The 14,286-nt window shown below is 66.0% G+C and carries 17 protein-coding genes and 1 pseudogene; 12 read left to right on the forward strand and 6 right to left on the reverse strand.

Annotation, left to right across the window (positions count from 1 at the left end; translation table 11 throughout):
- Nucleotides 1–53: 53 nt before the first annotated feature.
- Together IU449_RS03540 and IU449_RS03545 are read left to right on the forward strand one after the other, a co-directional pair.
- Nucleotides 54–299: a hypothetical protein gene (locus IU449_RS03540; protein WP_195000512.1), complete on the forward strand. Its 246-nt coding sequence runs from the start codon at nucleotides 54–56 to the stop codon at nucleotides 297–299.
- A gap of 45 nt (nucleotides 300–344) precedes the next feature.
- The gene (locus IU449_RS03545; RefSeq protein ID WP_195000513.1) at nucleotides 345–800 is read left to right on the forward strand and encodes a hypothetical protein; all 456 of its coding nucleotides are present in this window, start codon (nucleotides 345–347) and stop codon (nucleotides 798–800) included.
- Nucleotides 801–1,007: 207 nt separating this feature from the next.
- Here IU449_RS03545 and IU449_RS03550 read toward each other — a convergent pair whose 3' ends face one another.
- The gene (locus IU449_RS03550) at nucleotides 1,008–1,952 is read right to left on the reverse strand and encodes a hypothetical protein (RefSeq protein ID WP_195000514.1); all 945 of its coding nucleotides are present in this window, start codon (nucleotides 1,950–1,952) and stop codon (nucleotides 1,008–1,010) included.
- 37 nt (nucleotides 1,953–1,989) lie between these two features.
- On the opposite strand from IU449_RS03550, the gene IU449_RS03555 reads away from it, so the two are divergent.
- A complete protein-coding gene (locus IU449_RS03555) occupies nucleotides 1,990–2,253 on the forward strand; it encodes a hypothetical protein (protein ID WP_195000515.1) in 264 nt (87 codons plus the stop codon).
- A gap of 302 nt (nucleotides 2,254–2,555) precedes the next feature.
- Nucleotides 2,556–3,326 (forward strand): ankyrin repeat domain-containing protein, encoded by a 771-nt coding sequence (locus IU449_RS03560; RefSeq protein WP_195000516.1) that lies wholly within the window; start codon nucleotides 2,556–2,558, stop codon nucleotides 3,324–3,326.
- A 26-nt stretch (nucleotides 3,327–3,352) separates the two neighbouring features.
- On the opposite strand, the pseudogene IU449_RS03565 reads toward IU449_RS03560, so the two are convergent.
- Nucleotides 3,353–3,988: pseudogene (locus IU449_RS03565) on the reverse strand (maleylpyruvate isomerase family mycothiol-dependent enzyme).
- A 231-nt stretch (nucleotides 3,989–4,219) separates the two neighbouring features.
- On the opposite strand from IU449_RS03565, the gene IU449_RS03570 reads away from it, so the two are divergent.
- The 5 genes from IU449_RS03570 (at nucleotide 4,220) to IU449_RS03590 (ending at nucleotide 7,269) form a co-directional block, all read left to right on the forward strand.
- Nucleotides 4,220–4,534 carry a WXG100 family type VII secretion target gene (locus tag IU449_RS03570; RefSeq protein WP_195000517.1) on the forward strand — a complete coding sequence of 105 codons (315 nt, stop codon included), beginning with the start codon at nucleotides 4,220–4,222 and terminating at the stop codon, nucleotides 4,532–4,534.
- 19 nt (nucleotides 4,535–4,553) lie between these two features.
- A complete protein-coding gene (locus IU449_RS03575; protein ID WP_195000518.1) occupies nucleotides 4,554–4,862 on the forward strand; it encodes a WXG100 family type VII secretion target in 309 nt (102 codons plus the stop codon).
- Nucleotides 4,863–4,980: 118 nt separating this feature from the next.
- Nucleotides 4,981–6,192: a polymorphic toxin type 24 domain-containing protein gene (locus IU449_RS03580; RefSeq protein ID WP_195000519.1), complete on the forward strand. Its 1,212-nt coding sequence runs from the start codon at nucleotides 4,981–4,983 to the stop codon at nucleotides 6,190–6,192.
- A complete protein-coding gene (locus tag IU449_RS03585; RefSeq protein WP_195000520.1) occupies nucleotides 6,192–6,617 on the forward strand; it encodes a HEAT repeat domain-containing protein in 426 nt (141 codons plus the stop codon). Before IU449_RS03580 ends, IU449_RS03585 begins: the two co-directional genes overlap by 1 nt.
- A 100-nt stretch (nucleotides 6,618–6,717) precedes the next feature.
- Nucleotides 6,718–7,269 carry a hypothetical protein gene (locus tag IU449_RS03590; RefSeq protein WP_195000521.1) on the forward strand — a complete coding sequence of 184 codons (552 nt, stop codon included), beginning with the start codon at nucleotides 6,718–6,720 and terminating at the stop codon, nucleotides 7,267–7,269.
- A gap of 192 nt (nucleotides 7,270–7,461) precedes the next feature.
- On the opposite strand, the gene IU449_RS03595 is transcribed toward IU449_RS03590, so the two are convergent.
- Complete coding sequence (locus IU449_RS03595) at nucleotides 7,462–7,992, reverse strand: DinB family protein (protein WP_195000522.1); 531 nt, start codon at nucleotides 7,990–7,992, stop codon at nucleotides 7,462–7,464.
- Between the two features lie 304 nt (nucleotides 7,993–8,296).
- Complete coding sequence (locus IU449_RS03600) at nucleotides 8,297–8,761, reverse strand: hypothetical protein (RefSeq protein ID WP_195000523.1); 465 nt, start codon at nucleotides 8,759–8,761, stop codon at nucleotides 8,297–8,299.
- Between the two features lie 1,024 nt (nucleotides 8,762–9,785).
- Here IU449_RS03600 and IU449_RS03605 point away from each other — a divergent pair.
- The 3 genes from IU449_RS03605 (at nucleotide 9,786) to IU449_RS03615 (ending at nucleotide 12,144) form a co-directional block, all read left to right on the forward strand.
- Nucleotides 9,786–10,151, forward strand: coding sequence for a MerR family transcriptional regulator (locus tag IU449_RS03605; protein WP_195000524.1), 366 nt, complete (start codon nucleotides 9,786–9,788; stop codon nucleotides 10,149–10,151).
- A gap of 49 nt (nucleotides 10,152–10,200) precedes the next feature.
- Nucleotides 10,201–11,238 (forward strand): NADPH:quinone oxidoreductase family protein, encoded by a 1,038-nt coding sequence (locus IU449_RS03610; protein ID WP_195000525.1) that lies wholly within the window; start codon nucleotides 10,201–10,203, stop codon nucleotides 11,236–11,238.
- 261 nt (nucleotides 11,239–11,499) lie between these two features.
- Nucleotides 11,500–12,144, forward strand: a complete 645-nt coding sequence (locus tag IU449_RS03615; RefSeq protein ID WP_195000526.1) for a YczE/YyaS/YitT family protein — start codon at nucleotides 11,500–11,502, stop codon at nucleotides 12,142–12,144.
- Between the two features lie 97 nt (nucleotides 12,145–12,241).
- Here IU449_RS03615 and IU449_RS03620 read toward each other — a convergent pair whose 3' ends face one another.
- Together IU449_RS03620 and IU449_RS03625 are read right to left on the reverse strand one after the other, a co-directional pair.
- Nucleotides 12,242–12,658 carry a Rieske (2Fe-2S) protein gene (locus IU449_RS03620; protein WP_195000527.1) on the reverse strand — a complete coding sequence of 139 codons (417 nt, stop codon included), beginning with the start codon at nucleotides 12,656–12,658 and terminating at the stop codon, nucleotides 12,242–12,244.
- Nucleotides 12,659–12,877: 219 nt separating this feature from the next.
- A complete protein-coding gene (locus IU449_RS03625) occupies nucleotides 12,878–14,098 on the reverse strand; it encodes a cytochrome P450 (protein WP_195000528.1) in 1,221 nt (406 codons plus the stop codon).
- Nucleotides 14,099–14,286: the final 188 nt, after the last annotated feature.

The following is a 14,286-nucleotide window of genomic DNA, read 5'->3' on the forward strand; positions in this document are numbered from 1 at the left end:
GCAGGAACCGCACGGCTGCGGAGGGGACGGCCGTGCTCGGTGACAACCGGCCGGTGAGCGGGAAACGGCCGTTCGGTGCCGTCATCCCGATCGACCAAGCCCCCAGCGTCCTCGGATTCGCGGCCACCGCCGAGAAACTCCGCCACGACAACCCGCACTGGCCCGTGCGCTCACCGGCGGCGGCCGCTGCCGTGCTGAGCCTCCACGGCGAATGCCCCTGGCACTGCTCGACCCGGGTCGCCGCGCTCATCGTCAGCGCCGACGACTACCGGTACTTCCGCGATCGCGGCATCCACTGACGACACCCAATGACAAGGACCCGCGCCATGAATACGGCACTCGGTGTGCTCAACCTCGGCATCAGCCGATCCCCGGCCGAGGATCGGCACATCCTGACCGAACTCGCCCACGCCCGCGGCTATGACCTGATCGACGTCCTCACCATCGACGACTGCACCTACATGCCGACCGCCTATATCGCCGAACGCGTCCGCACCGCCCGCGCGACCGCGTTGCTGGCGCCGAGCTTCGAACACTTCGGTGTCTCCGCCCGCGTGCTGCCTCTGATCGCCGAGCTGGTGGTGCCTGGCGCGGCTGGGCATGAACATGAACTCGAGCGGCAGTCGAGCATCGCGAATTCTGCCGTGACACAACAGCATAGGGTGCGTCGACGGGGCCTCGCCGCAGCGGCACTGATCGTATTGTTGTTCACTGCCTGGGCGCTGTGGCCGGCGCCGGATTCAGCCTCACCCCCGGCCCCAGCCGTCATCGTGCTACCCGACCAGGCGGAGGGCCGGTGACGCAACGCCCCGAATCGGAGTTCGATTCCTCGCGAGTGAGCAGGTTGCGCGGTGGCGCTACAGCATCGGACGGGTATGGCCGCGCGGGCCGTATCGCACAACCCCAGCGAGCAGGGCACCGACAGCAACCCGGCGGTCACCGCGCCGACGTCGACGCCGCCCATCGGGTGAGCCGGTGGAAGTCGGACCGGCTGTCGACTCTCCGCGTCACCGTAGCGTGGCGACGATGCCCTCGGTGAGCAGGTCGAGTTGCTCGCACGCGTCGAAAGGGGTGGGTGGGGCAGAGGGGGAGATGTCGAGCCCGATGGAGAGAATGTGTGCGGTGGAGGCGCCGGCTGGGGCAGCGGGGCGGAACGTCAGCGCGGCGGTGCAGGTGATCGCTCGGCTCGGAGCGGTGGAGTACCAAGAGCGGATCTCTATACCCCCGAGCCCGGCGCGGGACCGGAAGGCACTGTCCTGGGTGACATACCCGCCATTCAGATCGCCCGGGTACCGGGTCTCTCCCTCGAGCGGGATCTGTTCGTTGTTGCGCTGGAAATGCACCTCGAGGGTGACCTTGTGTTGGTCGCCTTCGCGGCGCAGCGTCATCTTGCAGGTGTAGGGCGTAGGGGTACCCGTGGAGGCGATCCTCCATCCCGGCAGCGCGGCATCGATCGTGGCAGCCGTGGGGCAGGGGTTCTTCTGGATCAGCGACGGGCCCGGTGCATCCTCGCCGAACGGGTGAGCGGGCAGGGCGGTGAGTCCGGGCAGGATCGCCGTGAGGTATTCACGGGTGAACGCGCAGGCCTCCGGCCAGTCGACAGGGGTGTTCTTCGGCGGCTGGGCTCGCTTCACGCTGAGCAGCGCCGCGAACCCGGTCTCGGCGTAAGGTACGGCGAACACGCATCCGGAGCTGCCGCCACTGTAGGGGTTGTGGTAAACGGTTGTGCCGCTGAGTGTCTCAGCGGTGTCGCGTTCCCGATCGTAGTCCAAGTAGTCGTCAGCCAGTTCGAGGTCGAAACGGAAGTAGCCGCCGGGATTGCCGGCATCGGCGATGACCATTCGGCACGCGGTCCAACTGTTGTCGCGGTCGAACTCCTGTAGGCCACCGAGGCGGGCGGCCGCTCCGCTGTCGTGCAGCGCACAGGCGTCGGTAGCACGCACCTTAGACATCGCCTCGAGTGAGCCGGGTGCCACGGCAGCCTGATCGATGGAGTTGGGCACGGGGCGCGGGCGGCTCGTCGTCGGGGTGGCTGAGGCTATCGTGGAGGTCGCGACGGCGGAATCCCCAGGCGCGGAATCGGATCCGCATCCCACCAGTGCGCTCACCAACGCCGCTGAAACCATGATCGCCGCTGTCGTCGAGCGTGTCCTTTTCGCCATGACGATATCTCCCCTCACCATGAATGTGATCATGCCTGCTGTCGACTGGCCGGGCCGTACTCGGGTGACTCATCGCCCACTACACCTGTGAGCGGAAGGTCGAGCTGGACAGCGTCGTCGACAGCGGGGCGAAGGCGTGCTGTGGAGCCTGCCGGGCAGTGACGTGGTCGGCGAGTCGGTCGCGCCGCTGTCCGGGCTGCGGCTGAGGGAGTCAGTACGTAACAGGTCTCGTCCGGCCCGATCCGCCCCGACTGGCCTACTTTCTGACGTATCGCGCTCCGCCGCACCACTTTCGCCCCGCGATGAACCGGTCATGCACGCCGCTCGGATCACCATGTTCCAGAGAAATTCCGATACCGAAAATCCGATTGACGCGGTGGTTCTACTGGGAGGATGGCAGATCTGGTCACAGCAGTAACACTCGGAGACGTACCGGCAGTCCGGAAATTGCTGGCCGCGGGGGCACACCCCGACGTACCGGACGAGGACGGCACCACACCCCTGTACCGGGCGGCTGTCCAGGGCTGCGGCGAACTGACCAGGCTGCTGCTGGCGCATGGGGCAGATCCGAATCTGCCCGGTGGAGCCGAAGACGAAGGACTGCCCCTGTGCGCGGCGGCCTGCTGGAACCACACCGATTCCGTCGCCGCTCTGCTGGCCGCCGGAGCCGACCCCGACCAGCCCGAGCCACCGCATCCCCGAGAACACGGTTCGGGCACGCCGCCGCTGCTGTGGGCGGTGGGCAACGGCCATCGCGAAACCGTGGACCTGCTACTCGAGGCAGGTGCCGATCCGAATATCCCGGGCACTCCGCTGACCATCGCGGCCCGGAGCGGGCGCCTCGGCATCGTGCGATCCCTGCTGACCCGCGGCGCGGACCCAGCGCGCCCGGATACCCAGGACCGCACCGCCGCCGATCTCGCCGCCGCACTAGTCGGCGCAGACCTGGTGGCCCTGCTTGCGGACGAGTGTGCCTGGTCGGAGGTGGAGTCGACGTACACGGTGGAACGCCGTCCCGCTGGTGACGGCACGAATCTGATCACGCTGCGCTACGAACACGAGGGCGGCGGCGAGGGTGAGACCTGTATCCAGGATGGCCATGCCGCGATCGTCGCGCTGTTGCGGGATATCGCCCGGCAGTCGACCGGTGGGGGTGACATCTGAGGTCGTGTCCGCTGCCGGCTCCGACCTCATTTCGCGACACCGGACCGGTTCTCACGTCCCCGTAGTACCGCGGCGCCCGGACCGGCCAGTTCCGCCGGCCTCACGCGTCGGCCGCTGACGGCCGGCAGCAGCGACAGCGCGGTCCCCTTCCGGTCCTGTGCCGATAGCCGCGCCGGTATCCATTGCGACCAACCGAACTTCGGATAGCAACTCCTTCGCGCCACCAAAGGCGACCGGAGTGCGAGCCTGTAGTCGTAACGCCGCGACCACCGCCTCTTCCGGATAGCACCTGGTGATCCCCACTGGCCGCCGGATGTCCTCACCATGGACGATCTCTTCGACGAGCCGGCTCTCGAGCGGTACCGGTGGACCCGATCGCCGATGTGCTACCTGGCGCAGACGCTCCAGTGTCTCCGCCGGTGCGGCCCCGCGCTCACGTTCTACACCGCGCGCGTTCTGCCGATGGAAGTCGAAGCGCGCACGAATCAAACCCGCGACGAACCGAGCCGTGTCGTGCGCGCCGAGTCCACCAGATGGGCGGCCACATCGTGCACCGTCCAGCCGGCCCAGAGCGACGGTGCCTCCCACTGCTCGTTGTCCAAGGTTTTCAAATCCTCGATGAGTGCCACGCGTTCGGCGTGCACCAGCGACCAGATATCGATGCTCCTCGAGTCCGTCACAGACACAGACGAGCCGGGGAGCCGGAAGTCACCGATGGACCGTAGAAGATCACTCCGCTTCTGGCCGTCCCGGTCGAACTGCAGCTGGACATGCGCACCTTTCTGGCTCGTACTCTCCGGTCCGATGTTCGAGCGCTACACCGCGCTATCGGACGCAACCATCGAAAGAGGTGGGGTAAGGTTCTCGGTATCAGGGGCTCTGAGGGGGAGAGTATGACGCAGGGTGATGGGACTTTCGATGTCGTCCCGTCCGAGGTGAGCGATGCTGGGCGATACGTGCAGTTGACCGCCCAAGAGCTGGTCGACGGAGTTCGTACCTTGGACACCGAGATCGGTGTGCTCTTGCAGGGGTGGACCGGTGTCTCGGCGACCGCGTATCGGGCGGGTTGGGAGGAGACCCGTCAAGGCGCGCAGACCGTTCTGGATGCGCTCGCGACGCTGGCCGAACTGATGGGTGTCACCGCGGATACGCATACCCAGCTCGATACAGATCGGGCGACTGACACCAGTTCACTGGATCTGCCGTAGATCTCGGGGGAGACAACTCATGGCTGAACCGTTTCGGGTCGATTTGACCGAACTCGACGACATCACCGCTCGTGTGGCCGGATTCGTCGGCTTCCTCGAGGACAGCCTCACAGGTATCCAGCAGCGGATCGCCGCTGTGCAGGCCGGCTGGAGCGGTCCGTCCGCCGTTGCCGCGAACGATGCCTTCGCCCGTTGGCTCACCGGCGCACAGGATGTCGCCGAGGGGATCGACGAGATGCGCGCCGCCGCGGTCGCCGCGCATCAGCGCTATACCGCGGCCGTGGCCACGAATCTGGAGATGCTCGGCCGTGGTGGATCACCGTCGTGACGGTGCTCGATGTCGCGCCGCAGGTCTATTACGACGCCGCCGTCGCATGCAATAAAGCCACAGCCGATTTCATCAACGCTTTCAGACGAAGATGCAGTCTCTCGATGAAACGCGGGGGATGGCAGGCAGCATCGGCGACGGCAAGACCTGGGCCGAGTCATATGATCAGCAGGCCGGCGACGTGTGGAAGATTTCGCTGGATCTCACCTTGGCGCTCGACGGCTACGCCCAAGTCCTGAATCAGGCCGGCTACAACCACGCCCTCGCCGATCACGACCCCGCCAGCGGCCTGCCCGAACCTCAGCTACCGCCCCTGACAGCGGCATTCGGCTACTCACCTCTGGAACTGATATCAACGCTCCCATCGTCGGCGGGTGGAGACGGGCGCGGCCTGGTCGACGACGGTCTCGAACTGGCCACCAAGGTCGGCATCCCGATCCCGGACGGCGACACCGCCAAGATGTCGCACGCGGCCGATGTGTGGCACACGCTGTCCATCCACGAGTCCGTCACCGCTGTCGCGACCGAACTCGAACGCGCCGCGGTGATGTTCGAACAGGTCACCTCACCGGATGCGAACTTCATCGACGAAGATCTCCGCGAACTGAAAACCGTCGCCACGGACTTGGCCGGCGCCTACGGCGAGATGGCGCAATCGTGCCGAGACCAGAAACAAGCCCACGACGCCCTGCGCGCCGAGCTGGAGCGACTGCTCGGGGACCTCGCCAAGGAGATCGCCGTAGAAGTGGCCGTCAGCCTCGCGCTGTCGGTCCTCGCTTCCTGTGTCAGCTTCGGTGTCGGCGGTGCCGCGGTGGCCGCACGAACCGCTGCTGCGGTCGCCAGGATAATCGACAAATTCGCCGACCTCATCCGCATTGCGGTCAACGCGGCGAAACTCCGCACCGTCGTCGCAGTCGAACGCATCACCTCCAAGACCAAAGAGATCGTCCAGCGCATCAAAGACCTCACTACCAAGCTCATCGAAAAGATCAGGAACAAGTTTCCGAAGAAGTCCTTGACGGATGAGTTGAGCAACGCTCAGGTGTGGAATGGTCGAATACTGCCGACAAAAGGTCCGCCGAACGGGTATCTGGTGAAGAAGGATGCCAATGGTAACATTACACACTACTCATACTTCGACGAAGACGGTATTGCCACGAAGCGTGTCGACCTGACCGGAAAGTCGCATTATGACAAGACGACCGGTCAAGAAATTCCGACACCACATGTCGTCGAAGTGCGAAAGAATACAAATCCGAACACCGGCGAAAAGTTCGGCCAGACACTGCCGGATACCGTCAGACCGGCCTTACCAGAGGAGATTCCATAGTGCACGGCAGCAGCGAACCCGGGTCCGCAGTGGAAGCCGTCGTCGCCAGATCGCGAGATATCGACACCGGGATCAGGGTTGCCGCTGTGCAGGAATTGGCCCAGTGGATCGATCAACCGGCAGCGCTGGATCGTTTGATCGATATGTTGCACGACCAGAATGTCACGGTGATGGTCGATGCGGCGGAAGTATTGGCCCGTAGAGGTGGGGCCGCTGGCATTCGGGGGATACTGGAAGAAATTGGTCGCAGCGAGGATGACGCGGACGTCGATTACATCATGTACAAGCTCGAAGAACTGGAGGCGCTGGGTGAAGCGCCGATCCTGGTTGTGGCCAGATCTTTGGACGCCTCCCGGGAGTCGGTCGACTTTCGAGCCGGATTGAGTGAGGTCGAGAGCTATATGGGTCACCATAATCCGAAATAGACGCGACCTGCCGCGAACTCGTCCAGATCGGCTGATGGAAGGGCGTGCCTCTCGGACTTTCTTCAGTGTATCCATTATCGAGAAAGTCCTGAGGTAGTCGATGCATTCAGAGTATCCGAGAACGCCTACGGATTTCGAGATCTACCAGTTGATGCGCATGCGCTGTCCCAATGACGCAAAGCTGGCCAAGCTCGAGGGGTGTGACGTCACGTTACAGGAGGCCGAGCGCGTTGCCGACGAGGTTTCATGCAATCTTCCCGTAGGGCGGGAGCAGTTCACGAAACTACTGGAGCTCATCGGAATTCATGCTCGAGGTATACCCACAGTGCGATGTGCCAGCACATTTTGGCCACAGTTCGAATTTGTTGCAGCGTCGACCGATATCGGGGCGATCGGCGATGCGCAATTCACGAGAATCTCGGGTAGCCCTCCGTTGCTCGCGGATCCGATCGAACTGCCACGTTGGAGCGCGACGGTCGGCGAGTTCGAAGAGCTTTTCGGGCCCCTCAGGGCGGGGGAGCAGTGGCTGCCAAACGCGGAGTATCTGTTCGAACGCTCCGGGCGAACCTACGTTGCCACGTTCGGTTGGGGATTGGTTTTGGATGTGGTCAGGTATTCGGCGAATACGCCGCCGACGCTGTTCTGGACGTGACAGGCGGGGACGTCGATGACGCTCTTCTGCAGGTGCGAGACACGGTCCCACGGGTCACGGGATCGGTGGCCAGGACTTTCCATCAGTGGGCTGAAGAGAATGTCGACGCCTTCCGTTGAAGGTGACCGGCCGACATCTGAGCAGCGGTGATGCGCTGCCTGTCGCATCCGGCATTCTTCACCGAATATCCATCTACACCTGAGGATCCGGGCGACCGCGCAGTGATAAGGCCGCGGAGGAGCCACCATCGGCCTCGATCTGCTCGCGCAGGATGTCACCGTGACCGGCATGCCGGGCGAATTCGGCGGCCATGAACATAAAGATCCATCGAAGGCTGACGACGCCCATGCGTGGATGCTCTCGGGTCTCGTCCAAGGGAATCCCGGCCGCGATCGACCTGGCTCGAGCGCTGGCGCGTTCGAACTCCGCGATCACCTCGGCGACGGTCTCCTCTTCGCCCACGACGAAACCGCCGTGCGCCCAGAGCGGGCCGTCGCAGTCGGGGTCGGCGAGTTGGCCGAGCGTGCGCTGGAACCACATTCGTTCGGCGAAGGTGGCGTGCTTGATCAGGGCTATCGGGGTGGTCAGCGACGGGACGAGCCGGCGCCTGGCGTCGGTTTCGGATAGTCCGCGCACGGTGTCGACGAGGTCGGCGCGCGCCTGGTCGAGAATGGTCTCGAGCAGTTCCCGCTCGGTGCCGGTGGTGCGGGTTGGTGTGGTCATAGGAGCGTGGTCCTTCCTCCGGCGATCCAGCACGCAGGATCGACCGTTGGCTGATGGAGGTTCGGAATCGGTTCGCCGGAAGTACCCACCGCATCCATGACGGCCGAGGCGGTGCTGGGAATCGGGCGGGGCGATCGCGTATTCGCGATCACAAGTCCCGGAGTTCGGCTGAGGGATGGGCAGCCCACGTAAGAAGTGGGCGCAGCGAGCCGATGACGAATCTACCACTTGCCGTCGACGGCAGGCAGTTGATGAACGGAAATCTGATTCCGCCAATAGGTTTCGCTGCCCTACCCCGAAGATGTCATCCACCGCAGGGGTGAGGCGGCAACTTGCCTTCGGCGATCCATCGGCCGGTGGCAGGCAGAGCGGCGTACACAAGAGTCGTGCCGCACAGCGCCACCGCTGCGAATGTGCCGATGTTCAGGTCCTGCGCGAGGCCGAACAGGGCGAGTGCCACGCCGAGCGTCGAGGCGATGATCACGAGGACTCGGCCGGTGGTTTTGCGCAGGAACAGCAGGAGCGCCCCGAGGAGGTGCAGCAGCGCCAGGATTCCCGCCGCAGCGCCGATCAAGACGAAGAGCCCGGCGACGATCGGGCCGAAAGTGTTCCAATCGCTGCTGTTGCTGGATGGCTCGTCGGTGGCGATATCGGCGACGACCACTATCGAGAAGATCGTGGTGGCTGCGGCCAGAAGACCGGTGATGCCGGCCAGGATCGCCGCGGCGACAGCGGTGACACCGCTGGACCGCGACCGTGGTGAGTCCATCTGTGCGCCATACTCATACGGAAAATTCATGCCCTCCCTTTTCGGTACGTCGGCACCATACCCGAGTGGCCGACCAGCGTCGTCGCCTCGAGGCATACGTACGCAGAGGGGCCACCGGAACCGGTGGCCCCTCTGCGTACGTCGGAGGTGGTCGCGGGACAGGGTGGGGCAACGTACTCGGCGTGGAAGTGGGTTACCGCGGCGTGGCACCGCTCGTCGAGGCCGGGCCGGTCGGCTGGGCTGCCTCCGGTAGGAATAGCAGCGGCTTGAGCCCGGATACCGAGGCGATGACGGCCATCAGCGGCGATCGAGATCAGCCTCGCCGCGGGCCCCATCGCCACCGTCGGATTCGTGGCATGGGAGCTGCACCGCCGCGACGCCTCGCTGCTCGATGTCCGCCTCTTCGGTGCGCGCGGCCTCGAAGCAGGGCGTCGCCTCCGCACTCAACGATGTCACCCGCGAGTTCGGCACAGCACTCGGTGTCGCTCTGCTCGGCGCGCTCGTGGCCACCGGCTACCGCAACTCCATCGACAGCAAGCTCGACGGCATCCCGCAGGAGACGCGGATACCGCACGCGAAGGGATCGCCAACGCCGTCGAAGCCGCCGACGGTGCGGGTCCTCACGCACAACAGCTGGTCCAGGCTGCGCAACAGTCCTTCGTGGACGGCTGGCAGCAGGCCATGTGGGTGGGCGTCGCCGTCATGGGTGCTCTGGTCCTCTACATCCTCGCCGGTGGCCCAAAGACCGTCGACTACCCAGTACCGGATGCCGAAGCGCCCCGACCCATCGCATCGCGCTAGCCACGCAAAACCTTCAGAAGCCTCCCGCCGTCGGCGTGCGGGTGCTGGGCAACGCCAGCCCGGTATCCGCACGCATGCATGTAGTGGCACACGAACCAGCCAGCCCTCGGCCTGGGGGATTGACACGGCGAAGTGTCCCGTAAGCCGACCCGCTGGTTGGAACACCCCGCATCTGGCGATGAGCGCTGGAAGACCGCCGGACTCCCCGACGTTGCCTCCGCGTATGAAGATCGGCGAAGCTTCCAGGGTCAGCGGCGTGAGCGCGAGATCGTTGCGGCACTACGAGGACGAGGGTCTGATCGTCCCCGGCCGCCTCGGCAACGGGTTCCGCGACTACTGCCAGTCCACGATCGACCGCGTGCTCGTCGTTCGTTCGCTGCTCGAGTCAGGGCTGCCCGTGCGGCTGATCAGGGACGTTCTGCCCCGACCGACCGATAGATCCGGTGTCACCGCGGATGCGGTGTGCTCGGAATTCCTGCACGAAGTGCGGAGCTATCGGGATCGGCTGGCGGCGCGTATCGCCGTGCTCAGCGACCAGCAGGCAGCACTCGACGCTTACCTTCGAGAGACAGGCCGCACCGATCCGTAACGGCTGCTGCTTGACCTTGACGCAAGTGTCAGGCTCCTACGGTCCGTGCATGACGATCAACGAGCAGCGACATACCACCGAGCAGACAATGCGAGCACTGGTTCAGCGGACGCACCGGGGACCTGACGATCTGGCTTTCACGACCGACCACCGTCTGCCCGACCCGGGGCCTGGCGAGTACCTGATCCGCGTCGGAGCTGCCGGAGTCAACTTCGCCGACGTCATGCAGACCCGTGGAACGTACGGAGGAGGTCCGCAGGCTCCCTACGTGGCAGGCTTCGAAGCCGCCGGTGAGATCGTGGGAGTCGGCGCGGACGTCGAGAGTCCGCTGCCCCTGGGCACCCACATCGTCGGAGCCGGCCCGGGGGCCTTCGCGCAGTACATGACGATGCCGGCGGCGAGTGCGCTTCCCGTGCCCACGGGCTGGAGTGATGCCGCAGCCCTCGGTCTGGTGTTGAACTGGGCCACCGCCCTGGCGGCACTGAAGCCGCTGGGCGACATCAAGTCCGGGGAGGCGGTGCTCGTTCATGCCGCGGCCGGAGGCGTGGGACAAGCCGCCGTTCGTCTTGCCCGTCACTACGGTGCGCGGGTGATCGCCACGGCGTCACGCGAGAAGCACGACGTGCTCGATGCGCTCGGCGCCGACGAGGTCCTGGACAGCCGCCGCCCCGACCTGGCCGCGCAGATCACCCGCCTGACCGGTGGTGTCGACCTGGCCCTGGAATCGGTGGGACAGGCCACCTTCGAGGTCAGTCTGTCGGTGGTCAAACCCTTCACCGGACGCATCGTGGTGTTCGGCGCCGCGTCCGGCGATGCCACGCTGACCACGCATGACCTGGTCTTCACCCACCCAGTCCAGGTCATGGGGCTGCATATCGGTGCGTTGGCGGTCGCGGCTCCGTCCATCTACCAATCGTTGCTCGACGAGATCGAGGCACTCATCGCCCACGGCGTCTACCCGCCCGGCGACCCGTTCGTCCATCCCTTGGCCGATGGGCCGTCAGTTCTGCGGCAACTCGAAGCGGGCCGCACCCATGGCAAGCACGCCCTCGATCCCTGGCGCCAGGGCCGCACGACCGCGCCCTGACGACTGTCACCACGGTCATCGGCCGGGCGTCTCGATCCGGCCCAGCTCCGAGGAGGTGATCCGGAAGGTGTTGCGCCGCTGGACGGTCGCGCATCCGAGCGGCGGCGCACAGCTCTGTGAGCGGACCACACCGACCCGGTACTCGAGGAGCGCGCTCCGGCACGAGACGGAGCAGGAGGACCGGTAGCACGCGACGCGCAGTGGGCCAGTTGTCAGCGGCTGGCTCTGTTGCGTCAGGCCAGTGGTCGGCATGCTGAGCCGATGCTCCTTCGGCGGTTGGTCGCGCTCTACAGCGGATTGTGGATGTACGGGTTCTCCATGGCGGTGATGGTGCGCGCCGGGCTCGGGCTCGACCCTTGGGACGTCTTCCACCAAGGCGTCGCTGATCACGTGCCCCTCAGCTTCGGCGCGGTGACCGCGGTGACCGGCGCGATCGTTCTGCTCGCCTGGATTCCGCTGCGGCAGCGCCCAGGACTCGGCACGGTCAGCAATATCGTGGTGATCGGGTTGTCGGTGGACGCCGGCCTGTGGCTGCTGCCCACGGGGGAATCACTGCCGGTGCGGATCGCCGCCATGCTCGCGGCCGTCGTGCTCAACGCCGCCGCCACCGTCCTCTACATCGGCGCGGGCATGGGCCCCGGCCCGCGTGATGGCCTGATGACTGGCCTGGTCCGCCGCACCGGCTGGTCCGTCCGATCGATCCGCACCACCATCGAGGTGACGGTCCTGGCCACCGGCTGGCTCCTCGGCGGCAGCGTCGGCGTCGGCACCCTCGTCTACGCCTTCGGCATCGGTCCACTGATCCAGCTCATGATCCCCGCAGTCGACCGCTACCTCCCCGGCTTCCACACCGTCCAGCGTGCTGCGCAGAGCTCGGCAGGCCAACCTGCCGTGGTAGATCGCTGACGCGCATACCGAGAAGTCCTCTGGCGACGGGCAGGGAATGGACGCCTATGGTGTGGAGTCGGCGCGGAGGCCTTCCAGCGAGCAGGTCGGCAACCAGTCAGATACCGACGATCGAATCTCCCTCGACCCGAACGCTTTTCGACGCCAGCGGTCGGCTCGCGGGGCCGTTGACCACCGTTCCGTCGAGGGCGAACTCGCTGCCGTGGCATCGGCAGCGGATGGTGCCCTCGGATATCGAGCTCACCTTGCAGCCCGCGTGGGTGCAGGTGCTGTCCAGGCCGACGAAGGTCCCCGCGCTCGGCTGGGTGACCACCGTGGACCCGACGATCACACCGCCGCCGACCGGGATGTCGGCGGTCTTGGCGATGGCGCCTGCCGAACCCGGCGACTGCTGGCCGTCCGACGCGGGGGCGGATTCGGCTTCACCGGTGGTCGAGCACGCGGTGAGGGCGGCGGCCGCGGCCACTATGCCCGCACCCGCGATGACGGTGCGGCGGTCGATGTCGTCGGTCATGAGAGAGCTCCGTTCAGAAGATGACGCCATCATTCTGGACGAACCGCGGCACCGAGGTCAGCCGGAGGCCGAGGAGTCCGGTGAGGGCGAGTCCGCCCGCGACGGCGAGGGGCCGCCCGGTTCCCGCCCGACAGCGTGCGGTGGGCGCTGATCGCACACGCCGTGGTGCCGCCGGCGAGCTGGATCGCTGAACCACGGGCCGAGCTCAGCGACCCGCGCTCAGGCGATTGGCAGCGGCGGTGCCGGGGGAAACACGACCGGCAACGCCGCCAGCGTGCGATGCAACGGTCCAGGACGCCACCGCAACTCCTCGACGGGAACGGCCAGCCGTATGTCGGGCAGCACGTCGAGCAGCTGATCAATCGCGCATTCGGCGATCAGATAACCGAGCGACCTGGCCGGGCAGGTGTGCGGTCCGGCGCCCCAGGCCAGATGCGCTCGGCTCCCGGCATGATCCTCACCGGCGATCTCCGGATCGTCGTTGCATCCGGCGAGGCTGACGATCACCGGTTGATTCGCGGGCAGCCAGACCCCCTCGAGCAGAGTCGGCTGCTTCGGATACACGATGGAGGGGTTCGGCAGCGGCGGATCGTCGAAGAGCACCCGGTCGATGGCATCCCGGGTCGACATCGCGCCGCCGACGATCTGCTCGCCGAACCCATCGTCGACGAGCAGCAGCCGCAACGCGTTGACGATCAGAGCCTGCACCGGATCGATACCGACGCCGTAGAACAGCAGCACCTGGTGCAGAATCTCCTCGTCGTCGAGCCGGACGGGATGGCGCATCAACGCCGTGGTGATGTCCGCGCCGGGGTGGGCGCGCTTGTAGCCGACCAACTCGGCGAGTGCCCGCTCGAACGCGCGGCTGGCCTCCGCCACCGGCGCACCCTCGAACACCGAGGCCGTCGCCGCAGCCGCCTTCGCGCTGATGTGGACCGGGCACCCCACCAGCTGGTTCACCACCATGTAGACCAGCGGCGCCACATACTGCATCGTGAGATCGGCGGATCCGGTCTCACAGAAGCCGTTGATCAACGGCATCGCGAACTGCTCGACGAGGGCATGCGTCGCATGCATATTCACGCTGTCGACGGCCGCCGTGGTGGCCTCCCGCAGCCGCTCGTGCGCATACCCGGAGTTCCGTGAGGCATTCGGCCGCCACCGGAACACCGGCAGCACCGGGCAGTCGGCGGGAACGGCCGCCTCCCAGGCCCGCGGATCGGACGAGAACCGCTCCTGATCATTGAGAATGTTCAAACCCGTGCGATACCCGATCACCAGCGTGGCGGGCACCCCCGGCGCTACCTCCACAGGGACGATCGAGCCGAACCGCTCCCGCATCTCCCGGTAGACCCGATGCGGATCCTCGGTGTACTCCGCCGAGTACAAGCTGACGCGCTCCCCGTCGACTCGGTGGGGACTGGTCGGCGGTGCGGACATCGTTCTCCAAAACGCAAGGGGGTGGTGGGGGTTCGCGGGCCGCGAGTTCTGGACAGGCCGCCTCGGACCCTAGCCCACCGCGGCGAGATCTTCGAGAATCCGGTGTTCGTCTCGCGAAACCACACGCCCTGTTCGCCCGCAAGAGAGCGCGACCCGAGATCCGGCGCCACGTCGCAGGCGGGCAGCGA

Source organism: Nocardia higoensis (assembly GCF_015477835.1).
Classification (GTDB): Bacteria; Actinomycetota; Actinomycetes; order Mycobacteriales; family Mycobacteriaceae; genus Nocardia; species Nocardia higoensis_A.